Raw genomic sequence first — 16,103 nt, 5'->3', positions numbered from 1 at the left:
TTGGTCGCCCCCAGGAAAGTTTTCGCAGCGAACCTCCATCCGCTAGAATAGCGCTTTTCCCATTGGGGCAGGAGCATGACCATCGGCAACCTGATGCGTTTGTTAAGCGATGGCGAGGTTCACTCTGGCGAGCAGCTGGGTGAAACGCTGGGTATTTCTCGTGCTGCGGTGTGGAAGCAGTTAAAAAAACTGGAGGCGCTGGGCGTTGAGCTAGTCGCCGTTAAAGGGCGTGGCTATCGGCTAGCACAGCGGTTGGAGCCACTGGAGGGCGCCAAAATCGTCGAGCGTTTACCTGCTCAGACACGTCATTACCTTGCACGCCTGTTTGTTGAAGATCAGTTACCTTCCAGCAATGAATATTTGCGTCAGCGCTTTGAGCAGGGCGCGGGGCATGGCGAAGTGTGCTTGGTTGAACTGCAAACGGCAGGGCGTGGGCGACGCGGGCGTGTCTGGTCGACGCCTTGGGGGCAGAGTTTAATGCTCTCATTAGGCTGGCGCTTTGAATCTGGCATCGCGGTGCTTGAAGGCCTGAGTTTGGCCGTCGGGGTTGTAGTGGCTCAGGTGCTAGAGCAGCATGGCGTGGCGCCCAAGTTAAAATGGCCCAACGATATCTTGCTCTCCGAACAGGGCGATGATGCCAGCGATGAGCTTGGCAAGCTGGCCGGTATTCTGATTGAAGTCACCGGGGACGCGGCAGGTCCCTGCGAGGTAGTGATCGGCATGGGCATGAATCTGTGGCTGCCTGCTGCTCAGCGAGCCGCGATCGAACAGCCGGTTGCGGCGCTTTTCGAGCGGTTGCCGGGTATCTCGCGTAATCAGTTGGCCTCCGATGTCGTAGCTGGTCTATTGGCGATGCTGGCTGACTTTGAGCGTGTTGGCTTTAGCGCCTGGCAGGATGAGTGGAATCAACGTCATGCTTATGCAGGACTGCCTATTCGGGTGATCCAAGGGCAGCAGACCAGCGATGCCATCGCCGGGGAAGTAGATAAGAGTGGTAACCTTTGGGTTACCGAAAATGGTCACTCGCGACGCCTAGCCGGCGGTGAGATCAGCGTACGCAGGCGTTTATGATTCTGGACCTTGATATCGGCAACACGCTGTCAAAATGGCGGCTCAAGGATGCCGAGAGTAGCGAGATACGATCGCGCGGGGCGGTATGGACCCGTGAAGAGTGGCGACCAGGGGCTGACATCCCGGATCTTGATGTAGTGGAGGCCGTGCGTATTTCAAGCGTGGCCAGGGCGGCCGTGCTGGAAGAGACGGTTGCTTTACTGCGTCGCCGGGTGCGTCATGTGCACGTGGCACACTCAACTCATGAAGCGCTGGGGGTCGTCAACGGCTATGAGGAGCCAGGGCGTTTAGGCGTTGATCGGTGGATGGGAGCGCTGGCGGGCTATCAGTTAGCAGGCGGTTGCTGTGCGGTGGATTGTGGCAGTGCCATTACTATCGACTTTGTATTGCCGGGCGGTAGCCATCTTGGCGGCTTTATTATCCCAGGGCTGCGCCTGATGAAAGAGAGCTTGAAGCTAGGCACCCGCAATGTGGCCATCGACCCAGAAAGCGAGGCGGATGAATTGCTAGAGCCAGGGCGGCGTACAGTTGATGCCGTCAATCATGGTATCTACATGGCGGCCGTCAGCGCGATTAATCGCATCTATAGTGAAGTCTGTGATCAGCAAGGCGTGGCGCTGCCGATGCTATTAACCGGTGGCGATGCCCGGGTTGTCTCGCGGGGGGTTCAAGTGCCTCATGCGGTGTGGCCTGACATGGTTTATGGTGGTTTAGAGGCCTGTTTTCCAATGACCTTTGCTGAGCGTGCAGGCAAAATGTCAGGCGCGCCGCGAGTGCCGGAGCCTGTGTCGCTAGAAAAGATTCGTGCGGGACTTGCATTCTCAATGCTGCTTTGACAGAATGCAGCGCGTTCGAAGGCGAGGCGTAAGCGTCTTGCTATGTAGAAGGCATTAATGTTGAAAGTATGGGTTAGCTAAGCTTTTAATAGCTAAGACGATTGCCAAACTTGACACATTTTTGAAGGCTGGCATAATGTGCCGCCACATTGGAGAGATTCCCGAGTGGCCAAAGGGAGCAGACTGTAAATCTGCCGCGAAAGCTTCGAAGGTTCGAATCCTTCTCTCTCCACCAGAATTAAGCCGCAGCGATTTAATCGGTGCAGCTGAATGAAAAGCCGGTAGCGGGCATTGTCTACGATTTATAGCTTGGTAGAAGGTAAGGGGCTATAAGGCGGCGCGTAGCGGATTGTCATTCAAGACAGGTTCTGCGGGCGTAGTTCAACGGTAGAACCTCAGCCTTCCAAGCTGATGGTGCGGGTTCGATTCCCGCCGCCCGCTCCAGTTGATGTGTTTAGCTCATGTAGCTCAGGGGTAGAGCACACCCTTGGTAAGGGTGAGGTCGACGGTTCAATTCCGTCCATGAGCTCCATATTGCAGATAAAGCGAGCGAAGCTCGCTTTTTTTGTCTCTGCGTTTAGGTGGGGTTGTAGCATGCCTAAGCGTAAAGAAGGGGTTGTCAGAAGTGGCTTTCTTCGCTACCATGGCGCCCGCTGTTGTATAGGCGATTGAAAAAGACGCTTATCGATAGATGTAGTGTAGTTGTTGTAAAAAAATCAGTACGACGATACAGGCCAGTAGCTCAATTGGCAGAGCAGCGGTCTCCAAAACCGCAGGTTGGGGGTTCGATTCCCTCCTGGCCTGCCAACCTTCCCCAGGTTGGTATGTCTTTTTCCAAAATTCTTTTATCGTTCGCCGCACCCTGAGGAGTCTCGTTTTTATGAAGCCTGGTTCTGTAAAACATGGCGCCGAGGTGCAACAGACGCGCCATGACGGGCTCAAGTGGGCGGCGGTCGTAGCGCTGCTTGTCATTGCTGTTGTTGGTAATACCTATTTCGCCGATATTGGCCTGCTCTACCGCGTGCTTGGCGTAGTGGTGTTGTGTGTGATTGCGGGTTTGATTGCGCTAACCACTACCAAGGGTCGTGATTTAGTAGAGCTTGCCAGAAGCGCCAAGAAAGAGATTCAGCGCGTTGTATGGCCGACCCGTGCCGAAACCATTCAGACCACTGCCATTGTGCTAGTGGCCGTTTTGGTGGTGGGGCTAATGCTGTGGTTGATCGACACTCTTCTTGGCTGGGCGATGTCCGGCGTCATTGGTTAGGAGCTTTCATGTCCAAACGTTGGTACGTCGTTCACGCTTATTCTGGCTTTGAAAAGCATGTCATGCGTTCACTGATCGAGCGTGTGAAAATGTACGGTATGGAAGATCGCTTCGGCGAAATTCTGGTGCCGACCGAAGAAGTCGTCGAAATGCGTGACGGCAAGCGTCGCAAGAGTGAGCGTAAGTTCTATCCTGGCTATGTATTGGTCGAGATGGAAATGGCCGATGAGACATGGCACCTCGTCAACGAGACGCCACGTGTTATGGGCTTTATCGGTGGAACAAAAGAGAAGCCAGCACCGATTACATCACGCGAAGCAGACGCTATTTTGCTGCGTGTTAAAGATGGCACCGACAAGCCGCGGCCCAAAACAATGTTTGAGCCGGGCCAGTCGGTGCGTGTTGTTGACGGGCCGTTTGCTGATTTTAACGGCGTCGTCGAAGAAGTTAATTATGAAAAGAGTCGCCTGCATGTCAGCGTGCTGATCTTTGGGCGCTCTACACCTGTTGAGTTAGAATTCTCTCAGGTTGAGAAAGAATAAGTTCGCAGGTTGAGAAAGACTAAGCGTATTTGATTCGTGCGAAATAACTAAGTAGTTGTTTCGTTGGTACCGGGGAGCCTTCGGGCGTTACTACCCAATTGGAGCATAAACGATGGCCAAGAAAGTACAGGCTTATATCAAACTGCAGGTTGCTGCAGGTAAAGCCAATCCAAGCCCGCCGGTAGGCCCAGCACTGGGTCAGCACGGCGTGAACATCATGGAATTCTGTAAGGCGTTCAACGCCGCGACTCAAGAAATTGAGCCGGGCCTGCCGACGCCAGTCGTGATCACTGTCTACTCAGACCGTAGCTTCACGTTCGTCACCAAGACACCGCCTGCTGCCGTGCTGCTGAAGAAAGCTGCTGGTATCAAGTCCGGTTCTGGTGAGCCGAACAAGAAGAAAGTCGGCACCGTGACGCGTGAACAGCTCGAAGAGATCGCCAAAACGAAAGAGCCTGATTTAACGGCTGCGAATCTTGATGCCGCTGTGCGCACCATTGCTGGCAGTGCTCGCAGCATGGGCCTAAACGTGGAGGGTCTCTGATCATGGCTAAACTATCTAAGCGTGCGAAAATTATTCGCGAAAAAGTAGACGCCACCAAAGCCTACTCTATTGAAGAAGCGGTAGCGCTGCTCTCCGAGCTGTCTACGGTTAAATTCAAGGAGTCAGTTGATGTTGCTATCAACCTTGGCGTTGACCCGCGTAAATCTGACCAGGTTGTGCGTGGCGCTACCGTCATGCCTAACGGTACGGGTAAAGATGTACGCGTTGCGGTCTTTACCCAGGGCGCCAATGCCGATGCCGCTAAAGAAGCCGGTGCCGACATCGTGGGTATGGACGACTTGGCTGAGCAAGTGAAAAAAGGCGTGATGGATTTTGACGTCGTTATCGCTTCGCCAGATGCTATGCGTGTTGTTGGTCAGTTGGGCCAGATCCTAGGTCCGCGTGGCCTGATGCCAAACCCGAAAGTTGGCACCGTAACGCCTGATGTGGCGACAGCGGTTAAAAATGCCAAAGCGGGCCAAGTGCGTTTCCGTACTGACAAAAACGGCATTATCCACACTACCCTGGGTAAAGTGGATTTTGACGTGGCAGCGATTAACGGTAACCTGGAAGCCCTCGTTGCTGACCTTAAGCGCCTCAAGCCGAGCGCGTCTAAAGGCATTTACTTCAAAAAAATGACTCTGTCCACTACCATGGGCCCGGGTTTAACAATCGATCACTCTGCTTTCGCATAAGCGAGTAATCGTTGGTTTTTTTGTAGGAACCGAGCAAGAACTTTGCGGTCCCCCGTTTGGTTATTAACACTGGCCGGGGCATCGTCAAAGACCGCAGGTGCCGCGCTTAGTATGTACACTTAGCATTTTGTATATACAGGGGCGGCTTAATTGCCTCATAAGCGCCTGCGCAGATGGTGTGGCCGCCAGTTGGTTAAGCTTGAAAGCTTTCTGGTGAGCACCATCCCCAAGGCTTTCCGCATTGCAATTTTTTTTGCAATTAAGAGCGGAAAGAGATGGTAACCACCGGAACCTTCTTGGGTTCCGGCACGAAGGAGTGATCACTGTGCCACTAGCACTTGAAGGCAAGAAAGCGATTGTTGCCGAGGTCAGTGAAGCGGCCAAGGGCGCACTCTCCGTCGTAGTTGCTGATTCTCGCGGCGTTACGGTTGGTAAAATGACCGATCTGCGCAAGCAAGCGCGTGAGAATGGTGTAGAGCTGCGTGTTGTTCGTAATACGCTGGCTCGCCGCGCTCTCGAGGGCACTCAGTGGGAGTGCCTGAACGATAGCTTCGTTGGTCCTACGTTGTTGGCCTTCTCTACTGATCATCCGGGCGCTGCTGCTCGTCTGTTCAAAGAGTTTGCTAAAACGGACAAGAACTTCGAAGTAAAAGCGTTGGCCTACGAAGGTGAGCTGATTCCGGCTGCTGACATCGACCGTCTGGCAACCCTACCGACTTACGACGAAGCAATTGCCAAGTTGATGTCGGTAATGAAAGAAGCCTCCGCTGGCAAGCTGGTTCGTACTCTGGCCGCTCTGCGCGACCAGAAGCAAGAAGCCGAAGCTGCTTAAGCAGCGTTTCTTGCAGGCGGCGCAAACGGTATGACGGTATAAGCCATCATCAGCGCGCTGCCTGAACCGAGCAATGAATCCTGAGTCCTCGGCTGACCGAGACTCCCGCAAAGTTAGGAATGAAACAATGGCACTGTCTAAAGACGATATCATCAATGCTGTAGCCGACATGTCCGTAATGGAAGTTGTCGAGCTGATCGAAGCAATGGAAGAGAAATTCGGCGTTTCTGCAGCGGCTGCCGTAATGGCTGGCCCGGCTGCTGGCGGCGAAGTAGCTGAAGAACAGACTGAATTTGACGTCGTTCTGACCGCTGCTGGCGACAAGAAAGTTAACGTGATCAAAGCAGTACGTGAGATCACTGGCCTTGGCTTGAAAGAAGCTAAAGGTGCTGTTGACGGTGCTCCGGCGACCATCAAAGAAGGTCTGTCTAAGGACGACGCTGAAGCAGCTAAAGCTAAGCTGGAAGAAGCGGGCGCAACCGTCGAGCTCAAGTAATTATTGTGCGGACGGCTTTACGCGCTGCGTAAGCTTCCACGGCTGGCGGCGGGATATCCCGCTGCCGGCCTTTTTCTGTTGCAACTGGTGTTTCATTAATCGCAGTCGCAATAGAAACGTAGAAATAGTGTTATCGACTACAGTGTTATCGAACTAGATTTTCGACGGCGAGCTACCGATTTAGGAGCTTGCTGTCTGTGTCTGACGAAGCCCGCCGGGCAGCGATGACCACGCATCGGTCACCCATGGTGAACAAGCTGGGGAATACAGATGGCTTACTCATATACTGAGAAAAAACGCATCCGCAAGGATTTCGGCAAACTGCCCCAAGTGATGGATGTGCCTTACTTGCTGGCGATCCAGCTTGATTCCTATTACGACTTCCTCCAGCAAGATCGTTCGCCCGACGAGCGTCACGAAGTCGGCTTGCACGCGGCTTTTAAGTCCGTGTTTCCGATTGAGAGCTTCTCCGGTAATGCGGCGCTTGAGTATGTCAGCTACCGTTTCGGCACGCCGGCGTTCGATGTTAAGGAGTGCCAGCTGCGCGGCGTCACTTACTCCGCCCCGCTGCGCGTGAAGGTTCGCTTGATCATCTATGATCGCGACTCCTCAAACAAAGCAATCAAAGATATTAAAGAGCAGGAAGTCTACATGGGGGAAATCCCCCTGATGACCGAGAACGGTACCTTTGTTATCAACGGTACTGAGCGGGTTATCGTTTCCCAGCTCCACCGCTCACCCGGTGTGTTCTTCGATCATGACAAAGGTAAGAGTCACTCTTCCGGTAAGCTGCTCTATTCAGCCCGGGTGATTCCTTACCGTGGTTCTTGGTTAGACTTTGAGTTTGACCCCAAAGACAACGTCTTTGTACGTATTGACCGTCGCCGCAAACTGCCGGCGTCGGTGCTGATGCGTGCGTTAGGGATGAACACCGAAGAGATCCTGGCCGAGTTCTTTGAAACCAGCGTCTTTCACATTGAGAAATCCGGTTTCTATGTGGAGCTGGTTCCGTCGCGCCTGCGCGGCGAGACGGCTACTTTCGACATCAAAGATGACGAAGGTAATGTGATCGTTGAAGAGGGGCGTCGGATTACCCAGAAGCATATTCGCCAGCTTGAAAAAGCCGGTCTTGAGCGTCTGGATGTGCCGATGGAATATCTATTCGGTAAAACCCTGGCAAAAGATCAAATCGACTCTAAAACAGGCGAGCTGATCTGCCCGTGTAATACCGAGATCACACCAGAAGTGCTTGAGCGCATGGCCCAGGGCGGCATTACCCTGGTCGAAACGCTCTACACCAATGATCTCGACTGCGGTTCATTCATTTCCGACACCTTGAAGCTGGATGCTACTAATTCCGCGCTTGAAGCGTTAGTCGAAATTTACCGCATGATGCGTCCCGGCGAGCCGCCGACCAAAGAGTCTGCTGAGACGCTGTTTAACAACCTGTTCTTCTCTGAGGACCGCTACGACCTGTCGGGCGTTGGCCGCATGAAGTTCAACCGCCGTCTGCGCCGTGATACCGATACCGGCTCCGGCGTACTGGATCGTAAAGACATCCTTGATGTGCTGCGCGAGCTGATCAGTATTCGTAACGGCTTCGGTGACGTTGACGATATCGATCACCTGGGTAACCGCCGTATTCGCTGTGTGGGCGAAATGGCCGAGAACCAGTTCCGCGTTGGCTTGGTGCGTGTAGAGCGTGCCGTCAAAGAGCGTCTTTCCATGGCGGAAAGCGAAGGCCTGATGCCGCAAGACTTGATCAACGCCAAGCCCGTTGCGGCGGCGGTAAAAGAGTTCTTCGGTTCCAGCCAGCTTTCGCAGTTTATGGATCAGAACAACCCGCTTTCGGAAGTGACCCACAAGCGTCGTGTGTCTGCACTCGGCCCCGGTGGTTTGACCCGTGAGCGCGCTGGCTTCGAAGTACGTGACGTTCACGCCACGCACTACGGGCGTCTATGCCCGATCGAAACGCCAGAAGGCCCGAACATCGGTCTGATTAACTCGCTGGCCACCTACAGCCACACTAACAGCTACGGTTTCCTTGAAACGCCGTACCGTAAAGTGGTTGATCGTCAGTTGACGGACGATATCGTCCACCTCTCGGCGATCGAAGAGGGCGACTTTGTTATCGCCCAGGCGTCAGCAGCGGTAGATGAGTCCAACAAACTAAGTGATGACCTAGTTCAGGTTCGTCACCGCGGTGAAACGACCTTTATGCGTCCTGAGCAAGTGACGCTAATGGACGTATCGCCACGTCAGGTCGTCTCCGTCGCAGCGGCATTGATTCCGTTCCTGGAGCACGATGACGCCAACCGCGCCTTGATGGGTTCTAACATGCAGCGTCAGGCGGTGCCGACCCTGCGTGCTGATAAGCCGTTGGTAGGTACGGGCATGGAGCGCTTTGTTGCCCGTGACTCCGGCGTCTGTGCGGTGGCCAATCGCGGCGGCGTGATTGATTCCGTGGATGCGCGTCGTGTGGTGGTACGGGTTAATGAAGATGAAATTATCGGCGGTGAAGCCGGTGTGGATATCTACAACCTGACCAAGTACACCCGCTCGAACCAGAACACCTGTATGAACCAGCGCCCCATCGTGCGGCCTGGTGACAACGTGGCGCGTGGCGATATTCTCGCCGACGGCCCGTCTGTCGACATGGGTGACCTGGCCCTTGGCCAGAACATGCGCATCGCGTTTATGCCCTGGAACGGTTACAACTTCGAGGACTCGATCCTGCTTTCCGAGCGGGTCGTTCAAGAGGACCGTTTCACGACGATTCATATTCAGGAACTGACCTGTGTGTCTCGCGACACCAAGTTAGGCTCGGAGGAGATTACTTCCGATATCCCGAACGTGGGTGAGTCTGCGCTCTCCAAGCTGGATGAGGCGGGCGTTGTTTACATCGGTGCTGAAGTTGGCCCCGGTGACATTCTGGTCGGTAAGGTGACGCCGAAAGGTGAAACCCAGCTGACGCCAGAAGAGAAGCTGTTGCGTGCCATCTTCGGTGAGAAAGCGTCTGACGTTAAAGATACTTCCCTGCGTGCCCCGACCGGCATGAAAGGCACGGTCATCGACGTTCAGGTGTTTACTCGTGACGGCGTTGATAAAGACTCTCGCGCACTCTCCATTGAGCGTACGCAGCTTGATGAAGTGCGTAAGGATCTGCAAGAGACGTACCGGATTGCTGAAGACGCCACTTTTGAGCGCCTACAGCGCACCCTTGATGGCCAAGCTGTCAATGGCGGTCCGAACCTCAAAAAGGGCGACGTGCTAGACGAGGCATACCTGGATGAGCTGCCGCGCCAGCAGTGGTTCAAACTGCGCATGCAGGATGAGTCCTACAATGAGCTGTTGGCTCAGGCCGACGAGCAGCTTGAAAACCGTCGTAAAGAGATGGACGAGCGCTTTGAAGATAAGAAGCGCAAGCTGACCCAGGGCGATGACCTCGCGCCGGGCGTGCTGAAAATCGTTAAAGTCTACATGGCTGTTAAGCGTCGCATCCAGCCAGGCGACAAGATGGCGGGTCGTCACGGTAACAAAGGTGTTATCTCGGCCATTATGCCGATCGAAGACATGCCGTTTGACGAGAAGGGCGAGCCGGTCGACGTGGTGCTAAACCCGCTGGGCGTACCGTCGCGGATGAACGTTGGTCAGATCCTTGAGACGCACCTGGGCATGGCGGCACGTGGCTTGGGCGTCAAGATCGAAGCCATGCTGCGCGACGCACGCGGTCAGCAAGTCGCGGAGATTCGTGACTTCCTGGGGCAGATCTACAATACCCAGGGTACACGTGTTGAAGATCTCGATTCCCTGACCGACGATGAGATCATCGCTCTGGCGAAGAATCTTAAGGGTGGTGTGCCGATGGCCACGCCGGTGTTTGACGGTGCCAAAGAGCACGAAATCAAGCATCTGCTGAAGCTGGCGGACATTCCTGAGTCGGGTCAGATGGCCCTATTCGATGGCCGTACCGGTGACGCCTTTGATCGTCCGGTTACCGTCGGCTACATGTACATGCTGAAGCTTAACCACTTGGTAGACGACAAGATGCACGCGCGTTCTACCGGTTCTTACTCGCTGGTTACCCAGCAGCCCTTGGGTGGTAAGGCGCAATTCGGTGGTCAGCGCTTCGGTGAGATGGAAGTGTGGGCGTTGGAAGCTTACGGCGCCGCATACACGCTACAAGAGATGCTCACCGTCAAGTCGGACGACGTCGAAGGCCGCACCAAGATGTATAAAAACATCGTGGATGGCGACCACACCATGCAGGCAGGCATGCCGGAATCCTTCAACGTACTGGTGAAGGAAATCCGCTCGCTGGGCATCGATATCGAGTTAGAGAGCTAGGAGCCGTCCCATGAAAGATTTGGTGAAAGTACTCAAATCGCAGTCTCAGTCCGAAGAGTTTGACGCGATCAAGATTACCCTGGCGTCGCCGGACATGATTCGCTCCTGGTCGTTTGGCGAGGTGAAGAAGCCTGAGACCATCAACTACCGTACCTTTAAACCGGAGCGGGACGGTCTGTTCTGCGCCAAGATTTTTGGTCCGGTAAAAGACTATGAGTGCTTGTGCGGCAAATATAAGCGCATGAAGCACCGCGGTATTATCTGCGAAAAATGTGGCGTTGAAGTGACCAAAGCCGCCGTGCGCCGTGAGCGCATGGGGCACATTGAGCTGGCTTCCCCGGTTGCTCACATTTGGTTTTTGAAGTCACTGCCGTCGCGTATTGGCATGTTCCTCGATATGACCTTGCGTGATATCGAGCGCGTGCTGTACTTCGAAAGCTTTGTCGTGATCGATCCAGGCATGACCACGCTGGAGCGTGGTCAGCTGATGAACGACGAGCAGTACTTTGAAGCACTGGAAGAGTTTGGCGACGACTTTGACGCCCGCATGGGTGCCGAAGCCGTTCAAGAGCTGCTCAAAGATATCGATCTGGAAGAAGAGATTAACCACCTGCGTGAAGAAATTCCGCAGACCAACTCTGAAACCAAGATCAAGAAGCTCTCCAAGCGCCTTAAGCTGCTTGAAGCCTTCTACCACTCTGGCAACGCGCCGGCGTGGATGGTCATGGAAGTGCTGCCCGTGCTGCCGCCGGACCTGCGTCCGCTGGTGCCGTTGGACGGTGGCCGCTTCGCGACCTCTGATCTCAACGACCTTTACCGTCGTGTGATCAACCGTAACAACCGCCTGAAGCGTCTGCTTGACCTCAATGCGCCGGATATTATCGTGCGTAACGAGAAGCGTATGCTTCAGGAAGCGGTCGATGCACTGCTGGATAATGGTCGTCGTGGCCGCGCGATCACGGGCTCTAACAAGCGTCCGCTGAAATCGCTCGCCGATATGATCAAAGGTAAGCAGGGCCGTTTCCGTCAGAACTTGCTGGGTAAGCGCGTCGACTACTCGGGCCGTTCGGTCATCACCGTCGGTCCGACGCTGCGTCTGCACCAGTGTGGTTTGCCCAAGAAAATGGCGCTTGAGCTGTTTAAGCCGTTTATCTACTCCAAGCTGCAGTCGCTGGGCTACGCCTCAACGATCAAAGCCGCCAAGAAGATGGTCGAGCGCGAGCTGCCGGAAGTGTGGGACATCCTCGCTGATGTTATCCGCGAACACCCGGTACTGCTTAACCGCGCGCCCACGCTTCACCGTCTGGGTATCCAGGCGTTTGAGCCGCTGTTGATCGAAGGTAAAGCGATTCAGCTGCACCCGCTGGTGTGTGCTGCTTACAACGCCGACTTTGACGGTGACCAGATGGCGGTACACGTACCGCTAACCCTGGAAGCGCAGCTTGAAGCCCGTGCGCTGATGATGGCCACCAACAACGTGCTGTCGCCCGCTAACGGCGAGCCGATCATCGTACCGTCGCAAGACGTTGTTCTGGGTCTTTACTACATGACCCGCGAAAAGATCAACGCCAAAGGCGAAGGCATGGTGTTCTCTGACCTCAATGAGGTTGAGCGCGCCTTCGGTACGCAGTCCGTATCGCTGCACGCCCGGGTTAAAGTGCGCCTGGACGAGATCGATATTGAAGAGGAAACCGGCGAGCGCAGCTTCCATCGCCGTATTTATGACACCACGGTCGGTCGTGCGATGCTGTTCCGCATTCTGCCCGAAGGTGTGCCCTTCGCGCTGATCGATCAGCCGATGAAGAAGAAGGCGATCTCCAGCCTGATCAACGAAGTCTATCGTCGTGCCGGCCTTAAGCCGACCGTCATCTTCGCTGACCAGCTGATGTACACCGGCTTCCGCTTAGCGACTTGGTCCGGTGCGTCAATCGGTGTTAATGACTTCGTTATCCCCGAAGCGAAAACCGAAATCGTTGACGCGGCGGAAGCCGAAGTTAAAGAGATCGAAGACCAGTTCTCTTCTGGCCTGGTAACCGCCGGTGAGAAGTACAACAAGGTTATCGATATCTGGTCAAAGGCCAACGATAAAGTCGCCAAGGCGATGATGGTGGGTATCTCGAAAGAGACCGTCATCGATCGTGATGGTAATGAAGTTGAGCAGGACTCGTTCAACAGCGTCTTCATCATGGCCGACTCTGGTGCGCGTGGTTCGGCTGCCCAGATTCGTCAGTTGGCCGGTATGCGTGGCCTGATGGCCAAGCCGGATGGCTCGATCATCGAAACGCCGATCGTTGCCAACTTCCGTGAAGGTCTGAACGTACTTCAGTACTTCATCTCGACCCACGGTGCACGTAAAGGTCTGGCGGATACGGCCCTGAAAACGGCTAACTCCGGTTACCTGACGCGTCGTTTGGTCGATGTGGCGCAAGATTTGGTTATCACTGAGGTTGATTGTGGTACCGAAAATGGCTTGACGCTACACCCGATCATCGAAGGCGGCGACATCATCGTGCCGCTCTCTCAGCGTGTGCTAGGTCGCGTGGTTGCGCAGGATGTCGTTCATCCGGGCAGTGGTGAAGTGCAGCTCGCTAAAGGTACCCTGCTCGACGAGAAGTGGTGTGCCGAGCTCGACACCATGGGCGTCGACGAAATTGTCGTACGCTCCACGATTACTTGTGAGACCGCACATGGCGTGTGTGCCTCCTGTTACGGCCGTGACTTGGCGCGTGGCCATCAGGTCAACATTGGTGAAGCCGTTGGCGTTATCGCCGCACAGTCCATCGGTGAGCCGGGTACCCAGCTGACCATGCGTACCTTCCACATCGGTGGCGCAGCATCGCGTTCGTCTGCTGTGGATAGCGTACAAGTGAAGCACGGCGGTAAGGTTCGTCTGCACAACATCAAGCACGTTGAGCGTGGCGACGGCAAGCTAGTGGTGGTCTCTCGTTCGAGCGCCTTGGCTGTTGCTGATGACCATGGTCGTGAGCGCGAGTACTACAAGCTGCCTTACGGTGCTGAACTTTCTGTACGCGACGGTGATGTTGTAGATGCTGGTTCAATCGTCGCCAAGTGGGATCCGCACACCCACCCGATCGTTGCCGAAGTAGAAGGTAGGGCGCAGTTCATTGATCTTGACGAAGGTGTCACTATGCACCGTAGCGTCGATGAGATGACCGGCTTGTCCTCTATTGAGGTGATCGAGTCTGCAGCGCGCCCCATGGCTGGCCGCGATAAGCGCCCGATGGTTATGCTGCAGGACAACGCTGGCGAGTATGTTTCTGTTTCCGGTTCCAATACCCCGGTGCAGTACTTGCTGCCAGGCAACTCGATTATTTCGGTCGACGATGGTGTCACTATCGGTGTGGGTGAAGTCGTTGCCCGTATCCCGGTAGAAGCCTCGGCGAACAAAGATATCACCGGTGGTCTGCCACGCGTTGCTGACTTGTTCGAGGCGCGTAAGCCGAAAGAGTCGTCTATCCTGGCAGAAATCAGCGGTGTCGTTAGCTTTGGTAAAGAGACCAAAGGCAAGCGTCGCCTGATGATTACCCCAGAATCCGGCGATCCGTTTGAAGCCTTGATTCCGAAGTGGCGTCAAATTGCCGTCTTCGAAGGCGAAGCGGTTGAGAAGGGTGAAGTCATTTCTGATGGCCCGAGCAACCCTCATGACATCCTGCGTTTATTGGGTGTTGAAGAGCTCGCCAAGTACATTACGGCAGAAGTGCAAGACGTTTACCGTCTCCAGGGCGTTGGTATCAACGATAAGCACATTGAAGTGATTGTGCGTCAGATGCTGCGTAAGGTAGAGATTGCTGATTCAGGCGACTCTGATTTCATCACTGGCGACCAGGCAGAGCTGGTACGCGTGTTAGAGCAGAATATTCGTCTCGAAAAAGAGAAGAAATTCCCAGCCAAGTACCAACGCATGTTGCTGGGTATTACTAAGGCCAGCTTGGCTACCGAGTCGTTCATTTCCGCGGCCTCCTTCCAGGAGACTACCCGCGTACTGACCGAAGCAGCGGTAACCGGCAAGCGCGATTACCTGCGCGGCCTGAAAGAAAACGTGGTGGTTGGTCGTCTAATACCAGCAGGTACGGGCTTGACTCACCACGCAGAGCGTCGTCGCAAGCGCGAAGGCGTTGAGCAACTGTTGAATCCCTCGGCGACCGAGGTAGAGCAGGAGCTAGGTGCCCAGTTAACCGCTCTCGATTCTGACGACGAGCTGTAAATTTGGTGCTTGAAACAAGCAGTAAAATTAGTAAGTAGCATAAGTTGCTGGCCTAAAACGTCACCTTGCTGGTAAAACCGCCAGCAAGGCTTGACGGCACCTAGGGTCAGCCTTTAGAATGCGCAGCCTTTAACAGTGGGGTGGGTGCGCCCGCATCCGCTGCACGTATTTGTTAAAAAGGCTACTTGTTGAAAGACAAGGCAACCATTGGAGTCAGCTAAACACCATGGCAACGATTAATCAGCTAGTGCGCAAGCCGCGCAAGCGCCCCGTCACTAAAAGTGACGTGCCCGCGCTGCAGGCCTGTCCGCAAAAACGCGGCGTATGTACGCGCGTTTACACCACCACCCCGAAGAAGCCGAACTCGGCCCTGCGTAAGGTTTGCCGTGTGCGCCTTACCAACGGTTTCGAAGTGTCTTCTTACATCGGTGGTGAAGGTCACAACCTTCAAGAACACTCTGTCGTTTTGATTCGCGGCGGTCGTGTAAAGGATTTGCCAGGTGTGCGTTATCACACCGTTCGTGGCGCCCTTGACACCTCTGGCGTTCAAAATCGTCGTCAGGGTCGTTCTAAATACGGTACTAAGCGTCCTAAGTCCTAATAAGGCTGGGGTAGCTGTACAGCATGGCCGATTTTATTGGGTGTGCTGAGTAGCGATTATCACGAATTTGACGGTCTGATAAGAGTAAGGTCGGGCGGCGCTTTGTCTTGGTACAAGCTCATGAGTTCCGGGTTTACCTGAAAGATCCTTAATTGAGGGCTTATCATGCCTAGAAGAAGAGTAGTAGCTAAACGCGACATCCTTCCGGATCCTAAGTTCGGAAGTGAGCGTCTGGCGAAGTTCATGAACCACCTGATGGTCAGCGGCAAAAAGTCCATAGCTGAGCGTATCGTTTACGGTGCGTTGGACAAGGTTGCCGAACGTAGTAAAGAAGATCCGCTGGAGATCTTCGACAAAGCGCTGGAAGCTATCCAGCCCATGGTCGAAGTGAAGTCGCGCCGCGTTGGTGGTGCGACCTATCAGGTGCCGGTTGAAGTACGTCCGTCTCGTCGCCAAGCGCTAGCAATGCGCTGGCTGGTAGACGCGGCGCGTCGTCGCGGTGAGAAAACCATGGTGCAGCGTCTAGCAGGCGAAATGCTGGATGCCGCGGAAGGTAAAGGTTCTGCCGTTAAGAAGCGCGAAGACGTGCATCGCATGGCAGAAGCCAACAAGGCCTTCTCGCACTACCGTTTCTAAAATCGGTGTTTCTA

General features: G+C 54.6%; 12 protein-coding genes and 4 tRNA genes. All 16 read left to right on the top strand.

Features of this window, described 5'->3' with window-relative positions; all coding sequences use genetic code 11:
* Nucleotides 1-75: 75 nt before the first annotated feature.
* The 16 genes from KO116_RS20775 (at nucleotide 76) to rpsG (ending at nucleotide 16,089) form a co-directional block, all read left to right on the top strand.
* Nucleotides 76-1,071 carry a biotin--[acetyl-CoA-carboxylase] ligase gene (locus KO116_RS20775; RefSeq protein ID WP_035564014.1) on the top strand — a complete coding sequence of 332 codons (996 nt, stop codon included), beginning with the start codon at nucleotides 76-78 and terminating at the stop codon, nucleotides 1,069-1,071.
* Entirely contained in the window at nucleotides 1,068-1,907 is an 840-nt protein-coding gene (locus tag KO116_RS20770) for a type III pantothenate kinase (protein WP_008959180.1), read from the top strand. Before KO116_RS20775 ends, KO116_RS20770 begins: the two co-directional genes overlap by 4 nt.
* A 151-nt stretch (nucleotides 1,908-2,058) precedes the next feature.
* A tRNA-Tyr gene (locus KO116_RS20765) sits at nucleotides 2,059-2,142 on the top strand.
* 135 nt (nucleotides 2,143-2,277) lie between these two features.
* Nucleotides 2,278-2,351 (top strand) — tRNA-Gly (locus tag KO116_RS20760).
* A 13-nt stretch (nucleotides 2,352-2,364) separates the two neighbouring features.
* A tRNA-Thr gene (locus KO116_RS20755) sits at nucleotides 2,365-2,439 on the top strand.
* Nucleotides 2,440-2,638: 199 nt separating this feature from the next.
* Nucleotides 2,639-2,714: transfer RNA gene (locus tag KO116_RS20750), tRNA-Trp, on the top strand.
* Between the two features lie 73 nt (nucleotides 2,715-2,787).
* A complete protein-coding gene (secE, locus tag KO116_RS20745; RefSeq protein ID WP_035564017.1) occupies nucleotides 2,788-3,171 on the top strand; it encodes a preprotein translocase subunit SecE in 384 nt (127 codons plus the stop codon).
* An 8-nt stretch (nucleotides 3,172-3,179) separates the two neighbouring features.
* A complete protein-coding gene (nusG, locus tag KO116_RS20740) occupies nucleotides 3,180-3,713 on the top strand; it encodes a transcription termination/antitermination protein NusG (protein ID WP_008959178.1) in 534 nt (177 codons plus the stop codon).
* A 112-nt stretch (nucleotides 3,714-3,825) separates the two neighbouring features.
* The gene (rplK, locus tag KO116_RS20735) at nucleotides 3,826-4,257 is read left to right on the top strand and encodes a 50S ribosomal protein L11 (RefSeq protein ID WP_007112017.1); all 432 of its coding nucleotides are present in this window, start codon (nucleotides 3,826-3,828) and stop codon (nucleotides 4,255-4,257) included.
* 2 nt (nucleotides 4,258-4,259) lie between these two features.
* Complete coding sequence (gene rplA / locus KO116_RS20730) at nucleotides 4,260-4,952, top strand: 50S ribosomal protein L1 (protein ID WP_007112016.1); 693 nt, start codon at nucleotides 4,260-4,262, stop codon at nucleotides 4,950-4,952.
* A gap of 325 nt (nucleotides 4,953-5,277) precedes the next feature.
* The gene (gene rplJ / locus KO116_RS20725; protein WP_008959177.1) at nucleotides 5,278-5,784 is read left to right on the top strand and encodes a 50S ribosomal protein L10; all 507 of its coding nucleotides are present in this window, start codon (nucleotides 5,278-5,280) and stop codon (nucleotides 5,782-5,784) included.
* Between the two features lie 127 nt (nucleotides 5,785-5,911).
* Nucleotides 5,912-6,280: a 50S ribosomal protein L7/L12 gene (rplL, locus tag KO116_RS20720; RefSeq protein WP_008959176.1), complete on the top strand. Its 369-nt coding sequence runs from the start codon at nucleotides 5,912-5,914 to the stop codon at nucleotides 6,278-6,280.
* Nucleotides 6,281-6,550: 270 nt separating this feature from the next.
* Nucleotides 6,551-10,627: a DNA-directed RNA polymerase subunit beta gene (gene rpoB / locus KO116_RS20715; protein ID WP_035564020.1), complete on the top strand. Its 4,077-nt coding sequence runs from the start codon at nucleotides 6,551-6,553 to the stop codon at nucleotides 10,625-10,627.
* Between the two features lie 10 nt (nucleotides 10,628-10,637).
* On the top strand, nucleotides 10,638-14,852 hold the full coding sequence (gene rpoC, locus KO116_RS20710) for a DNA-directed RNA polymerase subunit beta' (protein ID WP_035564023.1): 4,215 nt from the start codon (nucleotides 10,638-10,640) through the stop codon (nucleotides 14,850-14,852).
* Nucleotides 14,853-15,078: 226 nt separating this feature from the next.
* The gene (rpsL, locus tag KO116_RS20705) at nucleotides 15,079-15,453 is read left to right on the top strand and encodes a 30S ribosomal protein S12 (RefSeq protein WP_008959173.1); all 375 of its coding nucleotides are present in this window, start codon (nucleotides 15,079-15,081) and stop codon (nucleotides 15,451-15,453) included.
* Between the two features lie 165 nt (nucleotides 15,454-15,618).
* Entirely contained in the window at nucleotides 15,619-16,089 is a 471-nt protein-coding gene (gene rpsG, locus KO116_RS20700) for a 30S ribosomal protein S7 (protein WP_008959172.1), read from the top strand.
* Nucleotides 16,090-16,103 lie beyond the last annotated feature (14 nt).

It is taken from the genome of Halomonas sp. KO116, from assembly GCF_000734975.2.
Taxonomy (GTDB): Bacteria; Pseudomonadota; Gammaproteobacteria; order Pseudomonadales; family Halomonadaceae; genus Vreelandella; species Vreelandella glaciei.
This window is presented reverse-complemented; position numbering and strand designations above follow the sequence as displayed.

What these genes read in the sequence shown, in the direction of transcription:
- KO116_RS20775 (WP_035564014.1), top strand. Translation starts at nt 76, where the DNA reads ATGACCATCGGCAACCTGATGCGTTTGTTAAGCGATGGCGAGGTTCAC.
- KO116_RS20770 (WP_008959180.1), top strand. Translation starts at nt 1,068, where the DNA reads ATGATTCTGGACCTTGATATCGGCAACACGCTGTCAAAATGGCGGCTC.
- secE (WP_035564017.1), top strand. Translation starts at nt 2,788, where the DNA reads ATGAAGCCTGGTTCTGTAAAACATGGCGCCGAGGTGCAACAGACGCGC.
- nusG (WP_008959178.1), top strand. Translation starts at nt 3,180, where the DNA reads ATGTCCAAACGTTGGTACGTCGTTCACGCTTATTCTGGCTTTGAAAAG.
- rplK (WP_007112017.1), top strand. Translation starts at nt 3,826, where the DNA reads ATGGCCAAGAAAGTACAGGCTTATATCAAACTGCAGGTTGCTGCAGGT.
- rplA (WP_007112016.1), top strand. Translation starts at nt 4,260, where the DNA reads ATGGCTAAACTATCTAAGCGTGCGAAAATTATTCGCGAAAAAGTAGAC.
- rplL (WP_008959176.1), top strand. Translation starts at nt 5,912, where the DNA reads ATGGCACTGTCTAAAGACGATATCATCAATGCTGTAGCCGACATGTCC.
- rpoB (WP_035564020.1), top strand. Translation starts at nt 6,551, where the DNA reads ATGGCTTACTCATATACTGAGAAAAAACGCATCCGCAAGGATTTCGGC.
- rpoC (WP_035564023.1), top strand. Translation starts at nt 10,638, where the DNA reads ATGAAAGATTTGGTGAAAGTACTCAAATCGCAGTCTCAGTCCGAAGAG.
- rpsL (WP_008959173.1), top strand. Translation starts at nt 15,079, where the DNA reads ATGGCAACGATTAATCAGCTAGTGCGCAAGCCGCGCAAGCGCCCCGTC.
- rpsG (WP_008959172.1), top strand. Translation starts at nt 15,619, where the DNA reads ATGCCTAGAAGAAGAGTAGTAGCTAAACGCGACATCCTTCCGGATCCT.